The 20404-nt window shown below is 69.2% G+C and carries 17 protein-coding genes and 1 pseudogene; 8 read left to right on the top strand and 10 right to left on the bottom strand.

Annotated features, from left to right (window positions below; all coding sequences use genetic code 11):
* Nucleotides 1-5 precede the first annotated feature (5 nt).
* Nucleotides 6-446 (bottom strand): Lrp/AsnC family transcriptional regulator, encoded by a 441-nt coding sequence (locus BUR94_RS12155; RefSeq protein WP_245794452.1) that lies wholly within the window; start codon nt 444-446, stop codon nt 6-8.
* Between the two features lie 135 nt (nt 447-581).
* On the opposite strand from BUR94_RS12155, the gene BUR94_RS12150 reads away from it, so the two are divergent.
* On the top strand, nt 582-2057 hold the full coding sequence (locus tag BUR94_RS12150; protein WP_074256483.1) for an aminotransferase class V-fold PLP-dependent enzyme: 1476 nt from the start codon (nt 582-584) through the stop codon (nt 2055-2057).
* A 1-nt stretch (nt 2058) separates the two neighbouring features.
* A complete protein-coding gene (locus tag BUR94_RS12145) occupies nt 2059-2844 on the top strand; it encodes a class II glutamine amidotransferase (protein WP_074256482.1) in 786 nt (261 codons plus the stop codon).
* 65 nt (nt 2845-2909) lie between these two features.
* On the opposite strand, the gene argE is transcribed toward BUR94_RS12145, so the two are convergent.
* The 8 genes from argE to BUR94_RS12105 form a co-directional block, all read right to left on the bottom strand.
* Nucleotides 2910-4040: an acetylornithine deacetylase gene (gene argE, locus BUR94_RS12140; RefSeq protein WP_074256481.1), complete on the bottom strand. Its 1131-nt coding sequence runs from the start codon at nt 4038-4040 to the stop codon at nt 2910-2912.
* Nucleotides 4037-5371 (bottom strand): pyridoxal phosphate-dependent decarboxylase family protein, encoded by a 1335-nt coding sequence (locus BUR94_RS12135; RefSeq protein ID WP_084193016.1) that lies wholly within the window; start codon nt 5369-5371, stop codon nt 4037-4039. The genes argE and BUR94_RS12135 overlap by 4 nt, the downstream gene beginning before the upstream one ends.
* Nucleotides 5368-7437, bottom strand: a complete 2070-nt coding sequence (locus BUR94_RS12130; protein WP_074256480.1) for an oxidoreductase — start codon at nt 7435-7437, stop codon at nt 5368-5370. The genes BUR94_RS12135 and BUR94_RS12130 overlap by 4 nt, the downstream gene beginning before the upstream one ends.
* Before the next feature lie 109 nt (nt 7438-7546).
* A complete protein-coding gene (locus BUR94_RS12125; protein WP_074256479.1) occupies nt 7547-8221 on the bottom strand; it encodes a DUF1028 domain-containing protein in 675 nt (224 codons plus the stop codon).
* Entirely contained in the window at nt 8218-8646 is a 429-nt protein-coding gene (locus BUR94_RS12120) for a RidA family protein (RefSeq protein WP_074256478.1), read from the bottom strand. Before BUR94_RS12120 ends, BUR94_RS12125 begins: the two co-directional genes overlap by 4 nt.
* A 1-nt stretch (nt 8647) precedes the next feature.
* On the bottom strand, nt 8648-9787 hold the full coding sequence (locus tag BUR94_RS12115) for an aromatic ring-hydroxylating oxygenase subunit alpha (protein ID WP_074256477.1): 1140 nt from the start codon (nt 9785-9787) through the stop codon (nt 8648-8650).
* A gap of 119 nt (nt 9788-9906) precedes the next feature.
* The gene (locus BUR94_RS12110) at nt 9907-11805 is read right to left on the bottom strand and encodes a TRAP transporter permease (protein WP_084193015.1); all 1899 of its coding nucleotides are present in this window, start codon (nt 11803-11805) and stop codon (nt 9907-9909) included.
* 76 nt (nt 11806-11881) lie between these two features.
* The gene (locus tag BUR94_RS12105; RefSeq protein ID WP_074256476.1) at nt 11882-12805 is read right to left on the bottom strand and encodes a TAXI family TRAP transporter solute-binding subunit; all 924 of its coding nucleotides are present in this window, start codon (nt 12803-12805) and stop codon (nt 11882-11884) included.
* A 262-nt stretch (nt 12806-13067) separates the two neighbouring features.
* Between BUR94_RS12105 and BUR94_RS12100 the strand changes: the two genes are divergently transcribed.
* Nucleotides 13068-13379, top strand: a complete 312-nt coding sequence (locus BUR94_RS12100; RefSeq protein WP_074256475.1) for a MocE family 2Fe-2S type ferredoxin — start codon at nt 13068-13070, stop codon at nt 13377-13379.
* Nucleotides 13380-13575: 196 nt separating this feature from the next.
* Nucleotides 13576-14579: pseudogene (gene iolG / locus BUR94_RS12095) on the top strand (inositol 2-dehydrogenase).
* A gap of 76 nt (nt 14580-14655) precedes the next feature.
* Here the strand turns inward: iolG and BUR94_RS12090 are convergent.
* Nucleotides 14656-15729 (bottom strand): fatty acid desaturase family protein, encoded by a 1074-nt coding sequence (locus BUR94_RS12090; protein ID WP_074256474.1) that lies wholly within the window; start codon nt 15727-15729, stop codon nt 14656-14658.
* A 169-nt stretch (nt 15730-15898) separates the two neighbouring features.
* On the opposite strand from BUR94_RS12090, the gene BUR94_RS12085 reads away from it, so the two are divergent.
* The 4 genes from BUR94_RS12085 (at nt 15899) to BUR94_RS12070 (ending at nt 20397) form a co-directional block, all read left to right on the top strand.
* A complete protein-coding gene (locus BUR94_RS12085; RefSeq protein ID WP_074256473.1) occupies nt 15899-16690 on the top strand; it encodes an ATP-binding cassette domain-containing protein in 792 nt (263 codons plus the stop codon).
* Between the two features lie 66 nt (nt 16691-16756).
* Nucleotides 16757-17521, top strand: coding sequence for an SDR family oxidoreductase (locus tag BUR94_RS12080; protein ID WP_074256472.1), 765 nt, complete (start codon nt 16757-16759; stop codon nt 17519-17521).
* A 155-nt stretch (nt 17522-17676) separates the two neighbouring features.
* Nucleotides 17677-18735, top strand: coding sequence for a dipeptidase (locus BUR94_RS12075; RefSeq protein WP_074256471.1), 1059 nt, complete (start codon nt 17677-17679; stop codon nt 18733-18735).
* 60 nt (nt 18736-18795) lie between these two features.
* Nucleotides 18796-20397, top strand: a complete 1602-nt coding sequence (locus BUR94_RS12070; RefSeq protein WP_074256470.1) for an ABC transporter substrate-binding protein — start codon at nt 18796-18798, stop codon at nt 20395-20397.
* Nucleotides 20398-20404: the final 7 nt, after the last annotated feature.

Here is a 20404-nt window from a genome sequence, read left to right as displayed (position 1 = left end):
CCGGCTCAGATCGGCAGGTCGCGGTGGTCGGCGATCGCCTCCATGGTGATGTAGGAGGTCACCGCGTCGAGCTCCACCTTGTCGATGATCTGGCGATAGACCCGGTCGAAGTCGTTCATGTCCTCGGCCACGACCTTGAACATGTAGTCGTAATCTCCGGCGATGCGGTAGAAGTCGATCACGTTGGGGATGTTTCCGATGGTCCGCCGGAAGAGCGCGAGCCAGGCGGCCGAGTGATGCCGCGTGCGGATCATCATGAAGACGGTGAGGCCGAGGCCCACGGCGGCCGGGTCCAGCCGGATCGTCTGCCCCGCAATCACCCCGGCCTCGCGCATCGCGGTCAGCCGGCGCCAGCAGGCGCTCTGCGACAGGCCGACCGCATCGGCCAGCCCGCGCTGGGAGAGCGACGCATCGCGTTGCAGCGCGCGGAGGATCTGCCGATCCACCTGATCGAACGGATAGGCCTTTTTCGGTGAATCTGACAACCTGATACCTTCGCCAAGAACTCATTTGATGTTCCATGATCGAACAAGCCGCTCTTATGATCGCGCTGTCAAACATTTCTTGCCGGAGTTGATCGCATGTCGACCTTCACGCCGCTCGCCCGTTTCCGCGCCGACCTCGACCGCCCCGACGTGATCGAGCGCCTCCGCGACGGGCTCATCGGCGATGGCGCCCCGGTGGACGGGCCTTTCGGCACCACCTCGCTGCTCTACGCCGATTACGTGGCCTCGGGCCGCGCGCTGGAGCAGGTCGAGCGCTTCGTGATGCAGGAGGTGCTGCCCTACTACGCCAACAGTCACACCGAGGCCTCCTTCTGCGGTGCGCGGATGACCCGGATGCGGCGAGAGGCCCGTGCCGAGATCGCCCGGCTGGTGGGCGCAGATGAGGCGCACGCGGTGGTCTTCGGCGGCAGCGGCGCGACCTTCTGGATCAACCGTCTGGTTCATCTCTTCGACATTCCCGCCACCCTGGCGCGGGGCGGGCGGGCCGTGGTGCTGATCGGACCCTACGAGCACCATTCCAACATCCTGCCCTGGCGCGAGAGCGGGGCCGAGGTGATCGAGATCCCCGAGGCCCGGGCCGGCGGCCCCGACATGGCGGCGCTGGAGGCCGTGCTGGTGCGCACGGCGGGGGCCGCGCTGCGCATCGGCGCCTTTTCCGCCGCCTCCAACGTGACCGGCATCCAGACCGACACCGAGGCCGTGACCCGGCTGCTGAAGGCACATGGCGCGCTCAGCGTCTGGGACTACGCCGGCGGCGGCCCCTACCTGCCGGTCTGCATGACGCCCGCGGCGGATTGCGCGAAGGATGCGGTGGTGTTCTCGCCGCACAAGTTCATCGGCGGGCCCGCGGCCTCCGGCGTCATGGTGCTGCGGCGCGACAGCGTGGCCCGGCGCACCCCCGTCTGCCCCGGCGGCGGCACGGTGCGCTTTGTCTCGCCCGAGGGCCACGACTACGCCTGCGACCTGGCCGCGCGCGAGGAATCCGGCACCCCCGACGTGATCGGCGACATCCGCGCCGGGCTCGCCTTTCTGGTCAAGGAGGCGCTCGGCACCGAACGGGTCCGGCAGCGCCACGCCACGCTGGCCGCCCGCGCGCTCGCGGCATGGCGGCGCAACCCCATGATCGAGCTTCTGGGCTTCGACCGCCCGGCACTGGAGGCCGCGCCGCGTCTGCCGTTCTTCTCCTTCCGGGTGCGGAACGGAACGGGCGGGTATATCCACCATCAGCTCTTCACCCGAATGCTCAGCGATTGCCACGGCATCCAGGCCCGGGGCGGCTGCGCCTGCGCGGGCCCCTATGCGCACCGGCTTCTCGGGATCGACGCCGAGGGCTCCGAGGTGCTGCGCCGGCGCATAATGGCCGGCGAGGAGCTGGACAAACCCGGCTGGGTTCGGCTCAACTTCAGCGCGCTGCTGACAGACGAAAAGGCCGAGCGGATCATCCGGGCCGTTGACGCGCTGGCGCGAAACCCGCATGGACTCATCAGCCGCTACGCCGCCGATCCGGCGACCGCGCGGTTTGCCCCTGTTGCTGCCGGAGAGGTCGCCTGACATGTGCCGATGGGTCGCCTGGTGTGGTGCTCAGATCTATCTCGAAGAGGTCATCAGCAAGCCCGAGCATTCGCTCATCATACAGAGCCGCGAGGCGCACTCCTGCAAGACGGCGATCAACGCCGACGGGGTGGGCGTGGCCTGGTATGACGGGCGGCCCGATCCGGGGCTCTACAAGAACGTGCACCCCGCCTGGTCGGACCCGAACCTGCGCCAGATCGTGCGGCAGGTGCGCTCGGGCCTGTTCATGGCCCATGTGCGGGCCTCGACCGGCACCGCCACCAGCTACAACAACTGCCACCCCTTCGCCGTCGGGCGCTGGGCGTTCATGCACAACGGCATGGTTGGCGGCTTCGACGCGCTGCGCAAGCGGATCGACCAGCGCATCCCCGACCATCTCTACCTCGACCGCCGGGGCGCGACCGACAGCGAGGCGCTCCTGCTGATGGCGCTCGGCGCGGGGATGGAGGAGCGGCCGGTCGCGGCGATGGCCGATGCGGTGGCCGAGGCCGAGGCGCTCTCTCGCGCCCATGGCACCACGCCGCACATGCGCTTTGCCGGGTGCTGGTCGGATGGTCAGCGGGTCTATGCCGCCCGCTGCGCCTCCGACGACCACGCGCCGACGCTCTTCTACCGGCAGCGGCCCGAGGGCACGCTGGTGGTGTCCGAACCGCTCGAAGGTCTGCCGGAGGATTGGACGCCGCTGCCCGCCAACCGCGCCCTCGTGGTGTCGCGCGAGGGCATCGAGGTGATGGAGTTCGGCGCGCGCGCCCTCGCCGCGGGCTGAGGGCCAGGCGGGCGGCTCCGGCACCTGCCGCCGTCGTTCCCGGGGCGCAGCGCCACGGCGCGGCCTCAGCGCAGCTCGGCGAGCAGCCGGTCCAGCATGGCGTCGCAGGCGTCGAGCTGGGCCAGCTCCACGTATTCATCCGGCTTGTGCCCCTGACCCTCCATCGAGCCCGGCCCGCAAACGAGGGTGGGCACGCCGAGGCCGTGGAAGGTGCCCGCCTCGGTGCCATAGGCCACCTTCATCGTGCCGTTGCTCTGCGCCAGCCGCTGCACCAGACGGGTGGCCGCGCTGTCGGCGGGCGTGTCGAGGCCGGGATAGGCGTTGAGCCGCTCCACCGCGATGCCGCCGCCCGGAAAGCGCCCCGCGATCTCCGCCGCCATCTCGTCGATCCGGGCCAGCAGGCTCTCGGGCGCATCGGCGGCGAGGTGGCGGAACTCGAAGAGCAGCTCGGCCCGGTCCGGCACGATGTTGAGCGCCGTGCCGCCGGTGAGCTGCCCGGAATGGAGCGTGGTATAGGGCACCGCGTAGCCTTCGTCGCGGGCGCCCCGCGCGGCGATGTCGTCCTGCATTGCCCGCAGCCCTGCCACCATCTCGGCGGCGAGGTGCAGCGCGTTCACGAAGCGCGGCGCCAGCGCCGAATGGCCCGCCTCTCCCCGGCACACCGCCTTCAGCGCCTGCTTGCCCTTGTGCCCGGTGGCCACCTGCATCTCCGTGGGCTCGCCCACGATGCAGGCACGCGGCAGGGGGGTGGCCTCCGCCAGCGCCCCGGCCATCTTGGCGATACCGAGGCAGCCGATTTCCTCGTCCCAGGAGATCGAGAGCTTCAGCGGCTCCGAAAGTTCCATCCCCGAGGCCCGGTCGGCAGCCGAGAGCATCGCCGCCAGAAAGCCCTTCATGTCGGTCGTCCCGCGCCCGTAGAGCCGCGCGCCCTCGCGGGTCAGCCGAAACGGGTCGCGGCTCCAGGCCTGCCCCTCCACCGGCACCACGTCGGTATGGGCCGAGAGCATCACGCCCGCGCCCTGCGGGCCCAGTTCCGCGATCAGCCCGGCCTTGGGCTGGTCGGGGTCGGGCACCCGGCGCAGCCGCGCCCCGCGCTCGCGCAGGAAGGCCTCCACCCAGTCCAGCAGCCCAAGGTTGCTCTTGGCGCTCACCGTGTCGAAGCTCACCAGCTTGTCGAGGATCTCCACCGTTTTCATCTCACCAGGCTCCGCAGCACGGCCAGCACCTCCTCCGGGTCGGTCTCCGGGTTCACCACGCAAAGCCTGAAGACCATCTCCCCGCGCCACCGCGTCGGCAGGCAGAGCAGCGCCCCCGAGCGGCGGTGCCCCTCGGCCCAGGCCACCATCGCCTCTTCGCCCATGCCGAGCGGCCGGAACAGGATCACCGTGAGCTGCGGCCCGAGGATCAGCTCCAGCCCCTCGGTCGCCGCGATTCCCTCTGCCAGCGCCTCGGCAATCTCCCGCGTCCGGCCAATCGCCGCCGCGTAGGCCGCCGTGCCGTGGACGGCGAGCGAAAACCACAGCGGCAGCCCCCGCGCCCGGCGGGTCAGGTGCAGCGCATAGTCGGAGGGGTTCCAGTGGGTCTTGTCCACCGTGTCGAGATAGACTGCCTGCTGCCCATGCGCCGCCGCGCCGTGGCCCGCATCGGCATAGACCAGGGCACAGCTGTCATAGGGGGCAAAGAGCCACTTGTGCGGGTCGACGATCAGGCTCTGGGCGCGGGCGATCCCGTCGAAGGCCTCCCGCAATGCCGGATCGGCCAGCGCGGCGCCGCCATAGGCGCCATCCACATGCAGCCAGAACCCGTGGCGCTCGGCCAGCTCGGCCAGCCCGGCGATGTCGTCCACCGCGCCGCAGTTGGTGGCCCCGCCATTGGCGACCACGGCAAAGACGGCCGATGTGAGCCGCGCGGCGGCGGCCTCTGCCGTCATCCGGCCCGTGGCGTCGGCCTCCACCTCGATCACCTCCACGTCCATCACCCGCGCGACGGCCTTGATCGACGAATGGGCCTCGCTGGAGCAGAGCACCGCCCAGCGGTCGGGCCGCGGTGCCTGCCGCGCTTTCCACTCCCGCGCCGCGTGAAGTGCCGAGAGGTTGCCCAGCGTGCCGCCCGCCACGAACACGCCCCCCGCGCTCGGCCCCCATCCGGCAAGGTCGGCCAGCCAGCGGATCGCCTGGTTCTCGGCATGGATCGCCCCGGCGCCGCCGTCCCAGTTGCCCGCGAAGATCCCCGCCGCCCCCAGCGCCGCATCGAAGCTGAGCGCCGCCCGCGACGGTGCAGAGGCCACGAACGACAGCGAGGTCGGGTGCCCGAAGGGGCGCGTCGAGGGCACGATGGTCTCGGTGAAGAGCCTGAACGCCGCCTCTGCGCCGAGGCCGGCCTCGGTGATCGAGCCGCCCAGCACCGGGTCGAGCGCGGCATGGGCCTGCGCGCCGTGCTTTGGGTCGGGACCGGAGGCGATACGGCGCGAGGTCCAGCCGAGGATCTCCTCGGTCGCGGCGGGCGGAAAGGGGAAGGGCCCGGTCATGCCTCGGCCAGCCCGGTGATCTCGCGGCGGAAGGGCAGGGCGTCGCCCGGGGGCGCCTCGTCCAGCTCCCGCGCGTAGCGGTGGCCCGCGTAGGTGGCCCAGGCAATCGGGCCCGGCGCCTCGGCATCGCCGATGATCTTCACCGATTTCACCCCCGCATCCGCCCAATCCGCCTGCCGCGCCCTGAGGTCGCGATAAACCTCGTCTGTCTCGACCCGCGAGGCCACCATCACAACCGCGTCGCAGTCCATCGGCGTCAGCGTGTCGGTGTAGGTGCAATTGGTCACCACCCGGCCCGCGCCGATCTCCACCACGCCCCGGTTCAGCACGATCTCCACCCCGAGCCCGGCCAGCCTGCGGTGAATGGCGTGCTGCTCCAGCGTGTTCACCGTCCAGTCGGAGAGATAGGCCGAGGGGGTGACGATGCTCACCTCGAACCCCTCGCGCGCCAGCAACTCGGCCAGCACCCCGCCCATGTAGTAGTGGTCGTCGTCGTAGATCACCACGCGGCCCTCGGGCCGGGCGCCCGCCATCAGGTCATCGGGCGTGAAGACCGGCATCCCGGGGTCGGCTTTCATCGGCACCACGTGCTGCCGCGCCACCCCGTCGCGCCGCCATGTCGCCCCGGTGGCGATGCAGATGTGCTCGAAGCCGAACTCCAGGATGCTCTCCGCGTCCAGCGCGCTGTCGAAACATGTCTCCACGTTGGGCTTCTGCCCGATCTGGTAGGCGCGGTAATCCGCCACCCGGCCCCAGGCGGCGAGCCCCGGCAGCAGCCGCTCCCGCGCCACCCGTCCCCCAAGCTCCCGGCCCGCCTCGGCCAGGGCCACGTCATAGCCGCGCTCGGCAAGCGCCCGCGTCGCCTCCAGCCCGGCAGGCCCCGCGCCCACCACCAGCACCCGCTCGGACGGGCCCTTGGCGTTCATCCGCTCGGGATGCCAGCCCTTGCGCCACTCCTCCATGAAGGTCGGGTTCTGGGTGCAGCGGGAGAGGCTCATCGTCATGTCGCCGGTGATGCAGATGTTGCAGCCGATGCACTCGCGGATGTCTTCCACCCGCCCCTCGCCAATCTTGCGCGGCAGGAACGGGTCGGCGATCGAGGGCCGCGCGCAGCCGATGGCATCGAGCGTGCCGGAGCGGATCATCCGCGCCATCACGTCGGGCGAGGTGAACCGCCCGACCCCCACCACCGGCCGCGTGGTCAGCGCCTTGATCCCGCGCACCAGCGTCTCCTGCGCCGCCTCGTCCGTAAAGCGCGAAGGCCCCGAGCAGTCGTGCCAGGTGCCATGGGCGAGATCCCAGAGGTCGGGCAGCTCGGCGTTCATCTCGATGAAATCGCGCAACTCGGCGTTGGAAAAGCCCAGCTCCCCGATGGTCTCGTCAAGGCTCACCCGCAGGGTGAGACCCATCGTATCGCCCACCGCGTCGCGGATATCGGCCACCACCTCGCGGGCAAAGCGCGAGCGGTTCTCGAGCGATCCGCCATATTCGTCATCGCGCTGGTTGGTGGCGCGGGAGAGGAAGTGCTGGAAGATCCCGAACCCATGCGCCCCGTAGAGGCAGATCAGGTCGAACCCCGCCTGTTTCGACCGTTTCGCGGCGGTGACGAACCAGCGCCGCAGGTCGGCGATCTCGGACTTGTCCATGCCGCGGGCGTGCAGCGGCTCGTTGGTGAAGGTGCGGATCGGCATGGGCGAGACCGCACGCGGCACCTCGCGGGTGTAGAAATTGGGCCCGTTCACGCCCGAATAGGCCAGCTGGATGCCCGCCAGCGCGCCGTGGCTCTTCATCTTGCCCGCCATCCGCGCGAGGCCGGGGATGTCCTTGTCTTCCCAGAGCCGCAGCTCGATGAAAGGGGTGATTTCCGAGGTGTGATGCATCTCGCATTGCTCGGTGAAGATCACGCCCCAGCCGCCCTCCGCCTTGATCCCGCGCATCTCGGCCGCCGCCGAGGGGTCGCGGTAGCCGCCGCCGTTGCAGTGCGGCACCTGGTAGAAGCGGTTGGGCGCGGTGACCGGGCCGATCCGGAGCGGCTCGAAGAGGATGTCGTAGCGGGGATCTCGCAAGGTCTGACTCCGTGATCTGGCTCCGGGGAGTGTAGCGGGTGCGTCGCGGGGCGGAAGGGGCGCTCTTCGCGTCCTGCGCTCCGGGCCGGGTCCGAGGCGCTGCCCCGGCCTACTCGTCCCCCGGCACCCCGTAGCTCGGCGCCGCCCTCGGATCGAGCGCCCGCTGCACATAGGCCGCCGCCTGCGGTTTGTAGACCTCCCAGGCCGCTGCCACCGCCTCGATCGGGCAGGCCTCCGTCCAGTCGCAGCGCAGATCCGCCAGCGGCCAGGGTTGTTCGTCAACCACCAGCAGCCCGGCCGAGTGCACCGGGCCGGCCTCTCCGCCCGCGGCCAGCCCGGCGCGCAGCGCCACCATCAGCCGGTCGCCCAGGTGCCCGGTTGCGGCCTCGAACGCCTCCACGATCGCCCCCGGCACGCCGTCATGGGCCAGCATGTTGCCGCCCGAGGCCACGTTGTCGCCCTGCGCCTGGGTCCAGATGCCCAGGCTGTTCGGCCCCGAGTGGATCGCCGTGCCGCCCGCGCCGTCCACCGCCAGCACCTGGCGGTATTCGATGAAGGCGCCGCGCCGCTTGACCTCGGCCACCGCCTCTGCGGCACTCGCGCCGCCTTCCATCAGCCCCAGCGCCATGGGCCCCAGCTTGGGGTCGGTCACGTTCTGGCTCGCCACGGCGCCCACACCCGCCCGCGCGTGGCTGCAGCGCGCGGCCACCGCCGGGGAGGACGACGAGATCGCCACGCCGAACATGCCCGTCTCGGCGCATCTTGCCACCAGCGAGAAGGTCATGGGGCATACCCCTCCGGGATCACCGCCGTCGCATCGATCTCCACCAGCCACTCGGGCCGCGCCAGCGCCACCACCACCAGCCCGGTGCAGACCGGGTGCACGCCGCGAATGTATTCGCCCATCACCCGATACACCGCCTCCCGGTGGCGCACGTCGGTCAGGTAGACCACCAGCTTGACCAGGTGCTCCATCCGCCCGCCGGCCTCCTCGATCAGCTGCCGGATGTTCTGCATCACCTTGTGCGCCTGCTCCGCCGGGTCATGGCTCGGCAGGTTCTTCGCCGTGTCCAGCTCCTGCGGGCATTGCCCCCGCAGCCAGACGATCCGGCCTCCCTCCGTCACCACCCCCTGGGCGAGGTCGTTGTCGAGCCGCTGCTCGGGGTAGGTATCGGCGGTGTTGAAGGGGCGGATGCGGGTGTGGGCCATGTCAGGCGGTCTCCGTGATGCGGGCCAGCAGGTAGCGGGCAAAATCGTAGTTCGGGCGCTCGAGGTGGCTGAGGTGGCCGGGCCGGGCGGCATCCGAGCAGAGCCCGCGATAGACCTTCTCGGTGCAGCCCCGGTCTTCCACGTTCACGTCGTCGAGCAGGGACTTCAGCGCGGCGAAATTCTCCGCCGCATCGGCATCGCCCGCGTAATCGTCGGACATGCCGCCGCCAAAGCGGATCGAGACCTGCCCCGGCCCCCTGGGGTGCAGCGAGAGATACCAGAAATAGCCGGGCGTCAGGGTGATGAGCAGCGAGGGGTAGAGCGCCAGCAGAAAGGTGGTGCGCCGTTCGTCCCCCTGCAGGCGGTCGTTCGAGGCATGCGCCATGGCGATCCTGAGCGAGTCGTCCTTCAGGATCGTGTGATAGTTGAAGGCCTCGCGCCCCGGCGGGCAGATCATCTCGTCGAGCCGGCTCAAGCCCCCGATGGTGCCCGCGTGGCAGACCGGCAGGTGGTAGCTCTCCATGAAGTTCTCGGCGAGCACCTTCCAGTTGGTGTCCCAGACATGGGTCTCGAAGAAGCTCTCGGTGTAGCGCGCCATGTCGTAGCCCGCGATCAGCGCCTCCACCTCCGCCAACCGTTCGGCCACCGGCGCGGCCTGCGGGTCGAGCGTGACGAAGACCCAGCCCAGCCAGACCTCGCAGCGCAGCTCCGGCAGCCGGTAGTCGCCCTTGCAGAACCCCGCGTTCTGCCCCATCGCCGGGGCGCCGCGCAGGCTGCCGTCGAGGTTGTAGGTCCAGGCGTGGTAGGGGCAGACGATGCTGCGCACCCGCCCGCGCCCCTCCAGCAGCGTGGACATCCGGTGCAGGCAGACGTTGCTCATCGCCCGGATCCCCGCGCCGTCGCGGACCACCAGCACCGGCTGGCCCGCCAGTTCGCAGGTCAGGTACGCGCCCGGTTCCGCCAGCGCCGAGGCGCGGCCCACGCAAAACCACTCGCGGCGGAAGATGTGCTCCAGCTCCAGTGCCAGAAAGTCGTCGGAGGTGTAAACCGAGGGCGGCATCGCGCGGGCCTGCTCGAAGGGGGCTTCGGCGGCGGCGCGCAGCGCGTCGATCAGCGGGGCGGCGAGGTGATCCTTGGCCATGGTGTCGGGCTCCTTCCGTCCGCGAGATTAGCACCGGTGGCGTCAGGCGGAAGTCGCCTTCTCCTTGGCAGGGCTTAGGCCGTTTCTAAGACGCCGGGTGCCTCGGGCCCGTGCTGCCCCTAGGCAGGACGGCGCAGCGCCACCACCAGCCCGCCGAGCAGGGCCAGCCCGGCGCCCTGCGCAACGAGGCTCGTGGCCCCGCCCACGGGCAGGACCAGCGCCACCGTCTCCAGCGCCGCCACGGCCACAAAGCCCGCCCGATGCGCCGCCGTCAGCGGGCGGATCATCCAGCCGGTGAGCGCCGTGCCGGCAGCAAAGGTGCCCGCGAAGGCCGCAACGGTCGCAAGCGCGATGCCCGTCGGCGTGCCGATCAGCAGAAGCTCCGGCGCGTAGACAAAGAGAAAGGGCGCCACCACCTTCACGAAACCGAGCCGGATGCTCTCCATTGCCGTCTCGTTCGGCTCGGCCCCCGCGATCGAGGCCCCGGCATAGGCCGCAAGCGCCACGGGGGGCGTGATCGCCGAGAGCAGCCCATAGTAGAAGATGAACATATGCGCCGCGATCACCGGCAACCCGAATTGCTCCAGCGCCGGCGCAATCAGGATGGCCAGCAGCAGGTAGGCCGCCGAGGTCGGCATCCCGAGGCCCAGCACGAAGCTGGCGATCATCGTCAGAACCAGCGTCAGCAGCAGCGAGCCCGCCCCGGCCGACAGGATCAGCGACGACAGCTTCAGCGCCATGCCGGTCAGGGTCAGAACCCCGATCAGCATCCCGGCGATGCCCACGGCGGCGACGATGGGCAGCACGTTCTTCACCGTCTCCATCGCCACGGCCACAAGGCCCAGCGGCCCGATCCGCGTGCGCTTCGAAAAGATCGAGACAACGAGCGTGGTGGCCAGGCAGAGCACGGCGGCGGCGGAGGGCGTGTAGCCCACGGCCAGGAACACCACGAGGCCGACGAGCGGAATGAGCAGGTGCCCGCGCTTGCCCAGCACCTCGCGCAGCGCCGGGATCTCGGCGGGATCGGCGCGGCCCAGGTCGAACTTGCCCGCCTCCTCGCGCACGCCGACCAGCAGGGCAAAGACGTAGAGCAGCGCCGGGATCAGCGCGGCGGCGGCGATGGTGGCGTAAGGCGTCTGGGTGATCTCGGCCATCAGGAAGGCCGCGGCGCCCATCACCGGCGGCATGATCTGCCCCGCCGAACTGGCCGCCGCCTCGATCGCGCCCGCCACCTTGGGCCGGTAGCCCGTGCGCTTCATCAGCGGAATGGTGAAGGTGCCGGTGGTCACCACGCCGGCCACCGCCGAGCCGTTGATCGAGGAGAACATGGTGGAGGAAACCACCGCCGTCAGCGCCGGCCCGCCCTGCACGCGCCCGGTGATGGCATGGGCAAGGTCCACGAAGACCTGCCCCAGCCCTGTCTTCAGCAGCAGCGTGCCCAGAAGCGAGAAGAGCAGGATGTATTGCACCGCAACGCCCATCGGCAGGCCGAACAGCCCCTCGGTGCGCAGGAAGAGGTTGGAGGTGACGCGGGAGAGCGAATAGCCCGCATGCCCATAGGTGCCGGGGATCATGTCGCCGAAAAAGGCATAGGCCAGCGCCACCACGCCCAGCCCCACCATGACCCAGCCGATCAGGTAGCGCGCCAGCACCAGGACCGCCACGGTGCAGACGGTGAAGAGCGCCATGTCGACCTGGCTGGCGATCCCGCCGGAGCGGACGATGGCCAGGTAGTTGACCCAGAGATAGGGGCCGGGGATCAGCACGGCTCCGGCCAGCGCATAGAGCACCGGCCGCATCCAGCCCGGCCGATCGGTGGCGACCACGAGCAGCCCGCCCGCCACCATCAGCGAAAAGAAGGTCGAGCGCAGCACCAGCGCGGTGATCGAGCCGAACCAGGCCGACCAGATGCAGAGCACGGTGACGCCGACGGCGATCACCCCCAGCGCGGCGGTCGCGGCGAGCCTTTCCCAACGGGGCAGGCGGGTGCAGGGGAGGATGTCGGTGAAGGGGGTCATGGGTCGTCCTGCCGCCACGGGAGCGGAGCTGTCGGGGGGCGGAGAGGGCGGGGCCCGCAGGCCCCGCCGAAAGGGATCACATCCCGTCGAAATAGGCCTTCGCGCCCGGATGCAGGTCGATCGGCGTCGCGGTCGCCCGCTCCATGGTGATCTGCTTGGCCGAGGGGTGCACCGTGCCCAGCTCCTCGAGATTGTCGAAGAGCGTCGCGGTGATGCCCTTGATCAGCGCCTCGTCGGCATCGGCGGCGGCAAACAGGATCGCCGGGTCGCCCACGGCCACCACGGCGGCATCCTCGCCCTCGTAGGTTCCGGCGGGGATCTCGATCACCTCGTAGAAGGGGAACTCCGCGATCAGCCCCTCCACGTCGCCCGGCACCACGGGCACGAGGCGCACGTCCTCGGTGGTGAAAAGCTCGATGAAGGCCGAGGCGGGCGTGCCGGCGAGGATCATCGAGCCGTCGAGCTGGCCGTTCTTGATCGCCGCCGTGGCCTCGCCGTAGCTGAGAAAGCTCACGTTGCCCACGTTGAAGGCCTCCTGCGAGCCCAGCAGCCGCTCGGCGAAGACGGCCGAGTTGGAGCCCGGAGGGCCGACCGACACGCGCAGGTCGGCCAGATCCTTCACGCCTTCCGCGCCGCTGGCGTCGGTCGCGGCAATCTGGAGAACCGCCGGGTAGAGATAGGCGATGGCCGCCACGTTCTGCGCGTCGCCTTCAAAGGCGCCGGTGCCGCTCTTGGCCTCGTAGAGCGTGGAGGCGGAGCTGAAGCCGATGGTCATCTCGCCGCCCGAGACGCGGCGGATGTTCTCGATCGAGGCGCCGGTCACCTCGGCATTGGCGGTCACGCCGTCGAGCTTGCGGCTCAGAAGGTCGGCCATGCCCGCGCCCACGGCGTAGAACACGCCCCCGGTGCCGCCTGTGCCGATGGAAACCCGCTCCTGCGCTGCCGCGCCAAGCGCGGTCGCGCCGATGAATGCGGCCGCGAGGCCGATATGCTTGATCATGATGACCCTCCCGTCAGTGTCATGAGCGCGCGGCTGAGTGGTCCGCGCGTGGTCTGACATGGTACCTCCGGCAAGGCCTCCCCCTACCAATACAAATTGCGGTGCGGTCATTCAAAAAGGCTAGGGCCGGCAATGACGAAAACCCGTCATCCCGGACCTGATGAAACATCACCGCATGACTCAAAGTGAGCATGACCATCTGTCCTGCGGGCGGCGTATTGGGTATGCGGGGAGGAGCCGGAAAAGAACACGGGAGGAGAGGATGGCAGATTGGGTTGACGCCTGCGCGGCGGATGACATCGAGGAAGAAGACCTCATGCGCTTCGATCACGGCGGAAGGACCTTCGCCATCTACCACGGCCCGAACGGCGATTTCTACTGCACCGACGGCCTTTGCAGCCACGAGCAGGTCCACCTCGCCGACGGGCTGGTGATGGACTACGAGATCGAGTGCCCCAAGCACAACGCGGCCTTCGATTACCGCACCGGCGCGGCCCTGCGCGCGCCCGCCTGCGTCGCCCTCGGCACCTACAAGGTGAAGGTCGAGGGTGGTCGCGTCTTCGTCGAGATCTGAGCGCAGGGCAGGGAGGAGCCAGGGGCCATGCATCACGACCGACCCCGAGCCAAGGGCTTTCTCGCCACCGGGGCGCGCGGCAGGCATTCCCCCACCCTCCGCGCGGCGTCCTTCTGCCTCCTCCGGGAGCGCACCGCCGCCTTTCACCAGCAGGCCGGCGGCTGATCTCCGGGCCCCCATCAAGGAACAGGCAGACATGCTCAAGGCTGGTCTTCTCGGCGCCGGCCGGATCGGCAACGTCCACGCCCGCGCCATCACCACCCACCCCGGCAGCCGGCTCGTCGCCGTCTCCGACGTGATGACCGAAAACGCCGACAAGCTCGCCGCGCCTATGGCTGCGAGGTCCGCAGCTCCGAGGAGATCATCGCCGACGCCGGCATCGACGCCGTGCTCGTTGCCACCTCCACCGACACCCACTCCGACCTGATCGAGGCCGCCACGGCCGCCGGCAAGGCGGTGCTCTGCGAAAAGCCGGTGGATCTCTCGCTCGCCCGCGCCCAAGCCTGCCAGAAAGCCGCCGAGGCCACCGGCCGGCCGGTGATGATCGGCTTCAACCGCCGGTTCGACCCCAACTTCGGCGCGCTCAAGGCCGCGCTGGCCGCAGGGGAGATCGGCCGCGCCGAGCTTCTGGCCATCACCAGCTTCGACCCGGCCCCGCCGCCTCTCGCCTACGTCAAGGTCTCGGGCGGGCTCTTCCGCGACATGATGATCCACGACTTCGACATGGCCCGCTTTCTCATGGGCGAGGCCCCGGTGAGCCTCTCGGCCACCGGCAGCGCCATCGTCGATCCCGAGATCGGCGCCGCAGGCGATGTCGATACCGCCGTGGTCACCATGACCTATGCCAGCGGCGCGATCTGCGTGATCAAGAACTCCCGCCGCGCGGGCTACGGCTATGACCAGCGCGTCGAGCTGCTGGGCTCCGAGGGGCTGCTCCAGGCGGGCAACATGCTGGAAAATACCGTGGTCAAATCCACCACCGCCGGCGTCACGGGGGCCAAGCCCACCTATTTCTTTCTCGAGCGCTACATGCCGGCCTACGAGGCCGAATGGGCGGCCTTCGTCGCGGCGGTCGAGGGCGGCGGCGCCGTGCCGGTCACGCTCTCCGACGGGGTCGACGCGCTGGCCTGCGCCGAGGCCGCCACGCTCAGCCACAAGACCGGCGGCGCCCCGGTGACGCTGGCCGACGTGCTGGGCTGATCCTCCGGCAGATCGGCTACAAAAAAGGGCCCCGCCGGACCGGGCCCCCTGACGTTGCAGGCCGTGGCGCCGCGCCTCACGCTGCCCCCATCGCCTCCGCGTGCAGGTCTTCGCGGTAGGGCCGGGCGGTCTCGGGCAGCTCGCGGCGGATGTAGTACTCCTCGTACCTCAACTGCCGCTTCAGCGCGGGCCACATCTCGGCGAAGGCCGCCGGGATCGAGGGGTTCGGCGCGGGCAGGTCATGCCTGATCATCTCATGGAGCTTCGGCAGCGCGTGGTAGGGCACCATCGGAAACATGTGATGTTCCACGTGGTAGTTCATGTTCCAGTAGATGAAGCGGCTGACCGGATTCATGTAGACGGTGCGGCTGTTGAGCCGGTGGTCGATCACGTTGTCGGCCAGCCCGCCGTGCTGCAACACGCCCGTCATGATGTGATGCCACGCGCCGTGGAGCCGGGGCAGGCCGATCACCATGAGCGGCAGGATCGAGCCCGTGAGCACCGCGAGCAGGATCGTCGCGGCGTAGATTGCCACCCAGATGCGGGCCACCCGGATCACCTTGGGCTGCTCCTGCTCGGGGATGAAGTCGGCCTCCTCCGGGTGCACCTTGCCCGCGGCGTTGTAGAGCATCCGGCCCCAGCCGTTCCAGGCGTCGACGATCCCGAAGACGTTGAGGGCGAGCCGCAGCAGATCGGGCGGGCGCATCAGGGCGATCTCCGGGTCGCGGCCCACGATGATCGTATCGCTGTGGTGCCGGGCATGGCTCCAGCGCCAAGTGTGCGGGTTGCGGATCATGCAGAAGCTCGCCACCTGGTAGAGCCAGTCGTTGTAGCGGCGGGTCTTGAAGGCGGTGCCGTGGCCGCACTCGTGCCACCGGGCATCCATCGACGAGCCGTAGAGCACGCCATAGGCCAGCCAGAAGGGCGCAGACCACCACGAGGGCCAGAGCGCGATGCCGAGGCCCGCGAAGAGGATCATGCAGCCGAACAGGATGAAGGTGTCGCGGATGGCGGGTTGGTCCGAGCGCTGCATCAGCGCCTTCATCCCCTTGCGCGGGATCTCGGTGTGATACCACTGGGCCGCCGCCAGCCCGGTTTCCACCGCCCGCCGCGCATCCGCTCCCAGCAGGGAATAGTCTCTCTTTGCCATGTCGGGCTCCTCCCTGGACCGCCGAACCATACAGCCGCACCCATTTGCCGGCAAAGCGCGGGGCCTGCCTTTCCCTCACCGGGCCTCATGGGTCAGGGTCGAGATGATTGGAAATCGTCACAAAAGACAAGCCAGGGGGCGGGCCGGGCGCCGGGTCGGATCCTGCGCGATGCGGGCCAAGGCCCGATGCCCGCATCACCTCGATCCGCTCAACGCTCTGAACGGCGGCGTGCACGCGCTGGAGGGGGCCGACTTCATCCTGCGGCGCGGCGAGCACGTGACGATCATGGGCGACAACGGCGCCGGCAAGTCCACCTTCGTGCGCCAGATCACCGGGGTCGAGCAGCGCACCCGCGGCGAGGTCATCTTCGATGGCGCGCCGGTGCACTTCGAGAACCCGATGGATGCGCGCAAGGCCGGCATCGAGACCGTGTTCCAGACCCTCGCCCTGGCCGATCAGTGCGACGTGCCCGACAACCTGTTTCTCGGGCGCGAGCTGGTGCGGTTCAGGCTTGGGCCGTTCTCGATCCCCGATTACAGGGCGATGCGCCAGCGCACGCTGGAGGCGCTGGAAAAGACCGGGGTGAAGATCCCCAACATCCGGGGCACGATCCAGAACATGTCGGGCGGGCAGCGCCGGTGCGTCGCCATCGCCCGCACGGCCACCTCCCACTCCAAGCTCACCATCATGGACGAGCCCACCGCCGCCCTCGGCGTGCAGGAGACGGCCCTGGTCGAGAACATCATCCGCACGCTGAAGGAGCAGGGCGAGAGCCTCATCCTCGTCAGCCACAACATGCGGCAGGTGTTCGACCTGGTCGACCGGATCGTGGTGTTACGCCGGGGCCGGATCTGCGCCAACATCGACATCAAGGCCAACCCCGAGACCACCGGCGAGGACGTGGTGAGCTACATCACCGGGGCCCGCACCCAGGCCGAGTATGCAGACGCGGCGGCCTGACCCCTCTGGCGCGTTTCCCGGCGCGGGCCTAGTCTCGCGCCGGACATTGCCGGAGGAGCCAGACCCATGCGCCATCACCAGACCCACGCCCTGATCATCGGCGGCACCCAAGGCCTGGGCCGGGCGATTGCCGAGCAACTGGTGGCCGAGGGCTGCACCAATCTCGTCATCGCCTCCCGCAACGTGCCCCGCGGCGAGGCCGTGGCCGAGGAGATCGGCGCCACCTTCCTGCCGGTCGATCTGCTCGACACGGCGGCAACCGTGGAGCTGGTGGAAAAGGCCGCTGCCCATATGGGAAGGCTCGATGCCCTGGTCAATTCGGCGGCCCTGACCGACCGGGGCACCGTGCTCGACACCACCCCCGAGCTCTGGGACAGGCTGATGACCGCCAACGCCCGCTCGCCCTACTTCGCCCTCCAGCGCATGGCCCAGCTGGCCATCGAGGCGGGGCACCCGGCCTCGGTGGTCAACATCCTCTCCATCGTGGTGCACGGCGGGCAATCGTTCCTTTCGCCCTATGCCGCCTCCAAGGCGCTCATGGTCAATGTCACCAGGAACGCCGCCAGCACGCTCCGCCACCACCGGATCCGCGTGAACGGCATCAATTGCGGCTGGATGGACACGCCCGGCGAAGACGAGATCCAGCGCAAGTACCACGACGGCGGCGACGACTGGCTGGAGAAGGCCGAGGCCAGGATGCCCTTCGGGATGCTGGTCAAGCCGCCCCATGTCGCCCATCTCACCAGCTACCTGCTGAGTGCCGACGCGGGCGTGATGACCGGCGCCTGCATCGACTTCGACCAGGTCGTGCCCGGCATGTATCCGGAGTGAACCGGCGCCATCGCCCCGTCGCGGCAAACCGTCCGGACGCCGCCACCGGCGCTCTGCCGCGCCTCCGCGCCGCGGCCGAAGAGGCCCCCGACAGCCCCCTTGCGCCGGATGCTTGACTCTGTCAGCCTTTCTCCGAAACCACTTCGGATATCCTCATGACAAGCTGGCCCGGCCCCCGCATCTTCGACGGACACAACGACACGCTCTTGCGCATCATGAACGGGCAGATCACGCCGGAGGATGTGGCCCAGGGTCTGCCCGACGGGCACATCTGCCTGCCGCGTGCGCGGGCCGGGGGCTTCGGCGGCGGCTTCTTCGCCATGTTCGTGCCCAGCCCCGCCGACCAGGCGCTGCGCTACGAAGTCATGGAGCACCCGCCCTACGACCTTCCCCTGCCGCCGCGGATCCCGCAGCCCGAGGCATGGGATTTCGTGACCCGCGAGTTTGCCGCGCTCGAGGCGCTGCAGGCCGCGGGCGCCGTCACCCTCTGCCGCACCGCAGCCGAGATCGAGGCCGCGCTCCAGGGCGAGACCATGGCCGCCGTGGCCCATATCGAGGGTGCCGAGGCGATCTCAGAGAGCTGCGAGGAGCTCGAGCCGCTCCATTCGCGCGGCCTCCGCTCGCTCGGTCCGGTCTGGTCGCGCCCCACGGTCTTCGGCGAGGGCGTGCCCTTCCGCTTCCCCTCCACCGGCGACATCGGCGGCGGGCTGACCGAGGCCGGCAAGCGGCTTGTCGCCGAGTGCAACCGCCTGAAGATCATGCTCGACCTCAGCCACCTCAACGAGAAGGGCGTCGACGACATCGCCGCGCTGTCCGATGCGCCGCTGGTCGCCACCCACTCCAACGCCCATGCCGTCACGCCCCATTCGCGCAACCTCACCGACCGCCAGCTCGCCCAGATCGCCGAGACCGGCGGCATGGTCGGCATCAACTTCGCCTCCGCCTTCCTGCGGACCGACGGAAAGATGCTGGCCGACTTTTCGCTTGACCTGATGATGCGTCACCTTGACCATCTGGTAAAATTCCTCGGCGAGGATGGCGTCGGCTTCGGCTCCGATTTCGACGGCGCCCTCATCCCGCAGGAGATCACCGATTGTGCCGGACTGCCCAATCTTCGGGCAGCGCTGCGCAAACATGGGGTGGATGACGCTCTGATGCAGAAGCTGGCCCATGAAAACTGGTTGCGCGTGTTGCGCGCGACATGGGGAGAATGACCCCATCCATGAATGAGGCGGCAGGCAAATGACCGCATCAACAACAGGGAGTCCCAGACTATGACACATCGCAAACTGCTGCGAACCACCGCCCTCGTGGCGGCCCTCATGGGCGGCGTGGCCGCCCCGGCTCTGGCCGAGACACCGCCCAACATGCTGGTGATCGCCAACCGCATCGACGACATCAAGACCTTCGACCCGCAGGAGAGCTTCGAGTTCGCCGGCGCCGACGTGTCGCGCAACGTCTACGAGAAGCTGGTCAACTTCGACCCGATGGACCTCGACGCCGGCTACCAGCCCTCGCTGGCCGAAAGCTGGGAGCTCTCCGAGGACGGCCGGACCATCACCTTCAAGATCGCCGAGGGGCACGTGTTTTCCTCCGGCAACCCGGTGACCGCCAAGGACGTGGAGTTCTCGCTGCGTCGCGCCGTCAAGCTCGACAAGACGCCCTCCTTCATCATCACCCAGTTCGGCCTCACCGCCGACAACGTGGACGAGATGGTGAAGGCCACCGATGACATGACCGTCTCGATCACGCTCGACAAGCAATATGCCCTGTCCTTCGTGCTCAACTGCCTCACCGCCACCATCGGCGGCATCGTCGACATGGAAACCGCCATGGCCAACGAGGTCGACGGCGACATGGGCAACGAGTGGCTGCGCACCAACACCGCCGGCTCCGGCCCCTACAAGGTGGTGGAGTGGAAGCCCAACGAATCCGTGCTGATGGACCTCAACCCCAACTATCACGGCGACAAGCCGGCGATGGAGCGGATCATCGTCCAGCACATCCAGGAGAGCGCCACCCAGCGGCTCCAGCTCGAGCGCGGCGACATCGACGTGGCCCGCAACCTCTCGCCCGAAGACGTGGCGGGTGTCATGGGCATGGACGGCGTGAAGGTGCTCGACGAGCAGCGCGGCCAGATCATGTACTGGTCGGCCAACCAGAAGAACGAGATGCTCTCCGACCCCAAGGTGCTCGAGGCGCTCAAGTGGTCGGTCGACTACCAGGGCATGGCCGACAGCTTCCTGAAGGGCCAGTGGATCGTGCACCAGGCCTACCTGCCGCTCACCTTCCTCGGCGCGCTGGAGGACAAGCCCTTCACCTTCGACATGGACAAGGCCAAGGCGGCGCTCGCCGAGAGCGGCCACCCCGATTGCGGCCCGATCAAGATCTCGGTCCGCGAGGCGCAGGAGCGGATGGACATCGCCCAGTCGCTGCAAAACACCTGGGGCCAGCTCGGCTGCGAGGTGGAGCTGATCGTGGGCACCGGGGCGCAAACGCTCGACCGCTACCGCGCCCGCGAGCATGACATCTACGTCGGCGCCTGGGGCCCGGACTATCCCGACCCCAACACCAACGCCGGCACCTTCGCCGCCAACCCCGACAACGCCGACGAGGCCGGCAACACCGGCTACCTCGCCTGGCGCAACGCCTGGGATGCGGCCGCCTTCAACGAGGGCACCCTCGCCGCCGTGGTCGAGAACGACACCGAGACCCGCAAGCAGATGTATCTCGACAGCCAGGCCAAGTTCCAGCAGGAGGCCCCCTTCGGGATCATGTTCCAGCGGATCGAACAGTCGGGCCTGCGCTCCAACGTCGAGAACTGGGTCGTGGGTGGCGCCACCACCGCCGTCTCCTACTGGGTCGTGACCAAGTAAGTGACGG

Origin of the sequence: Vannielia litorea, from assembly GCF_900142295.1 — a bacterium.
GTDB classification, from domain to species: Bacteria; Pseudomonadota; Alphaproteobacteria; order Rhodobacterales; family Rhodobacteraceae; genus Vannielia; species Vannielia litorea.
This window is presented reverse-complemented; position numbering and strand designations above follow the sequence as displayed.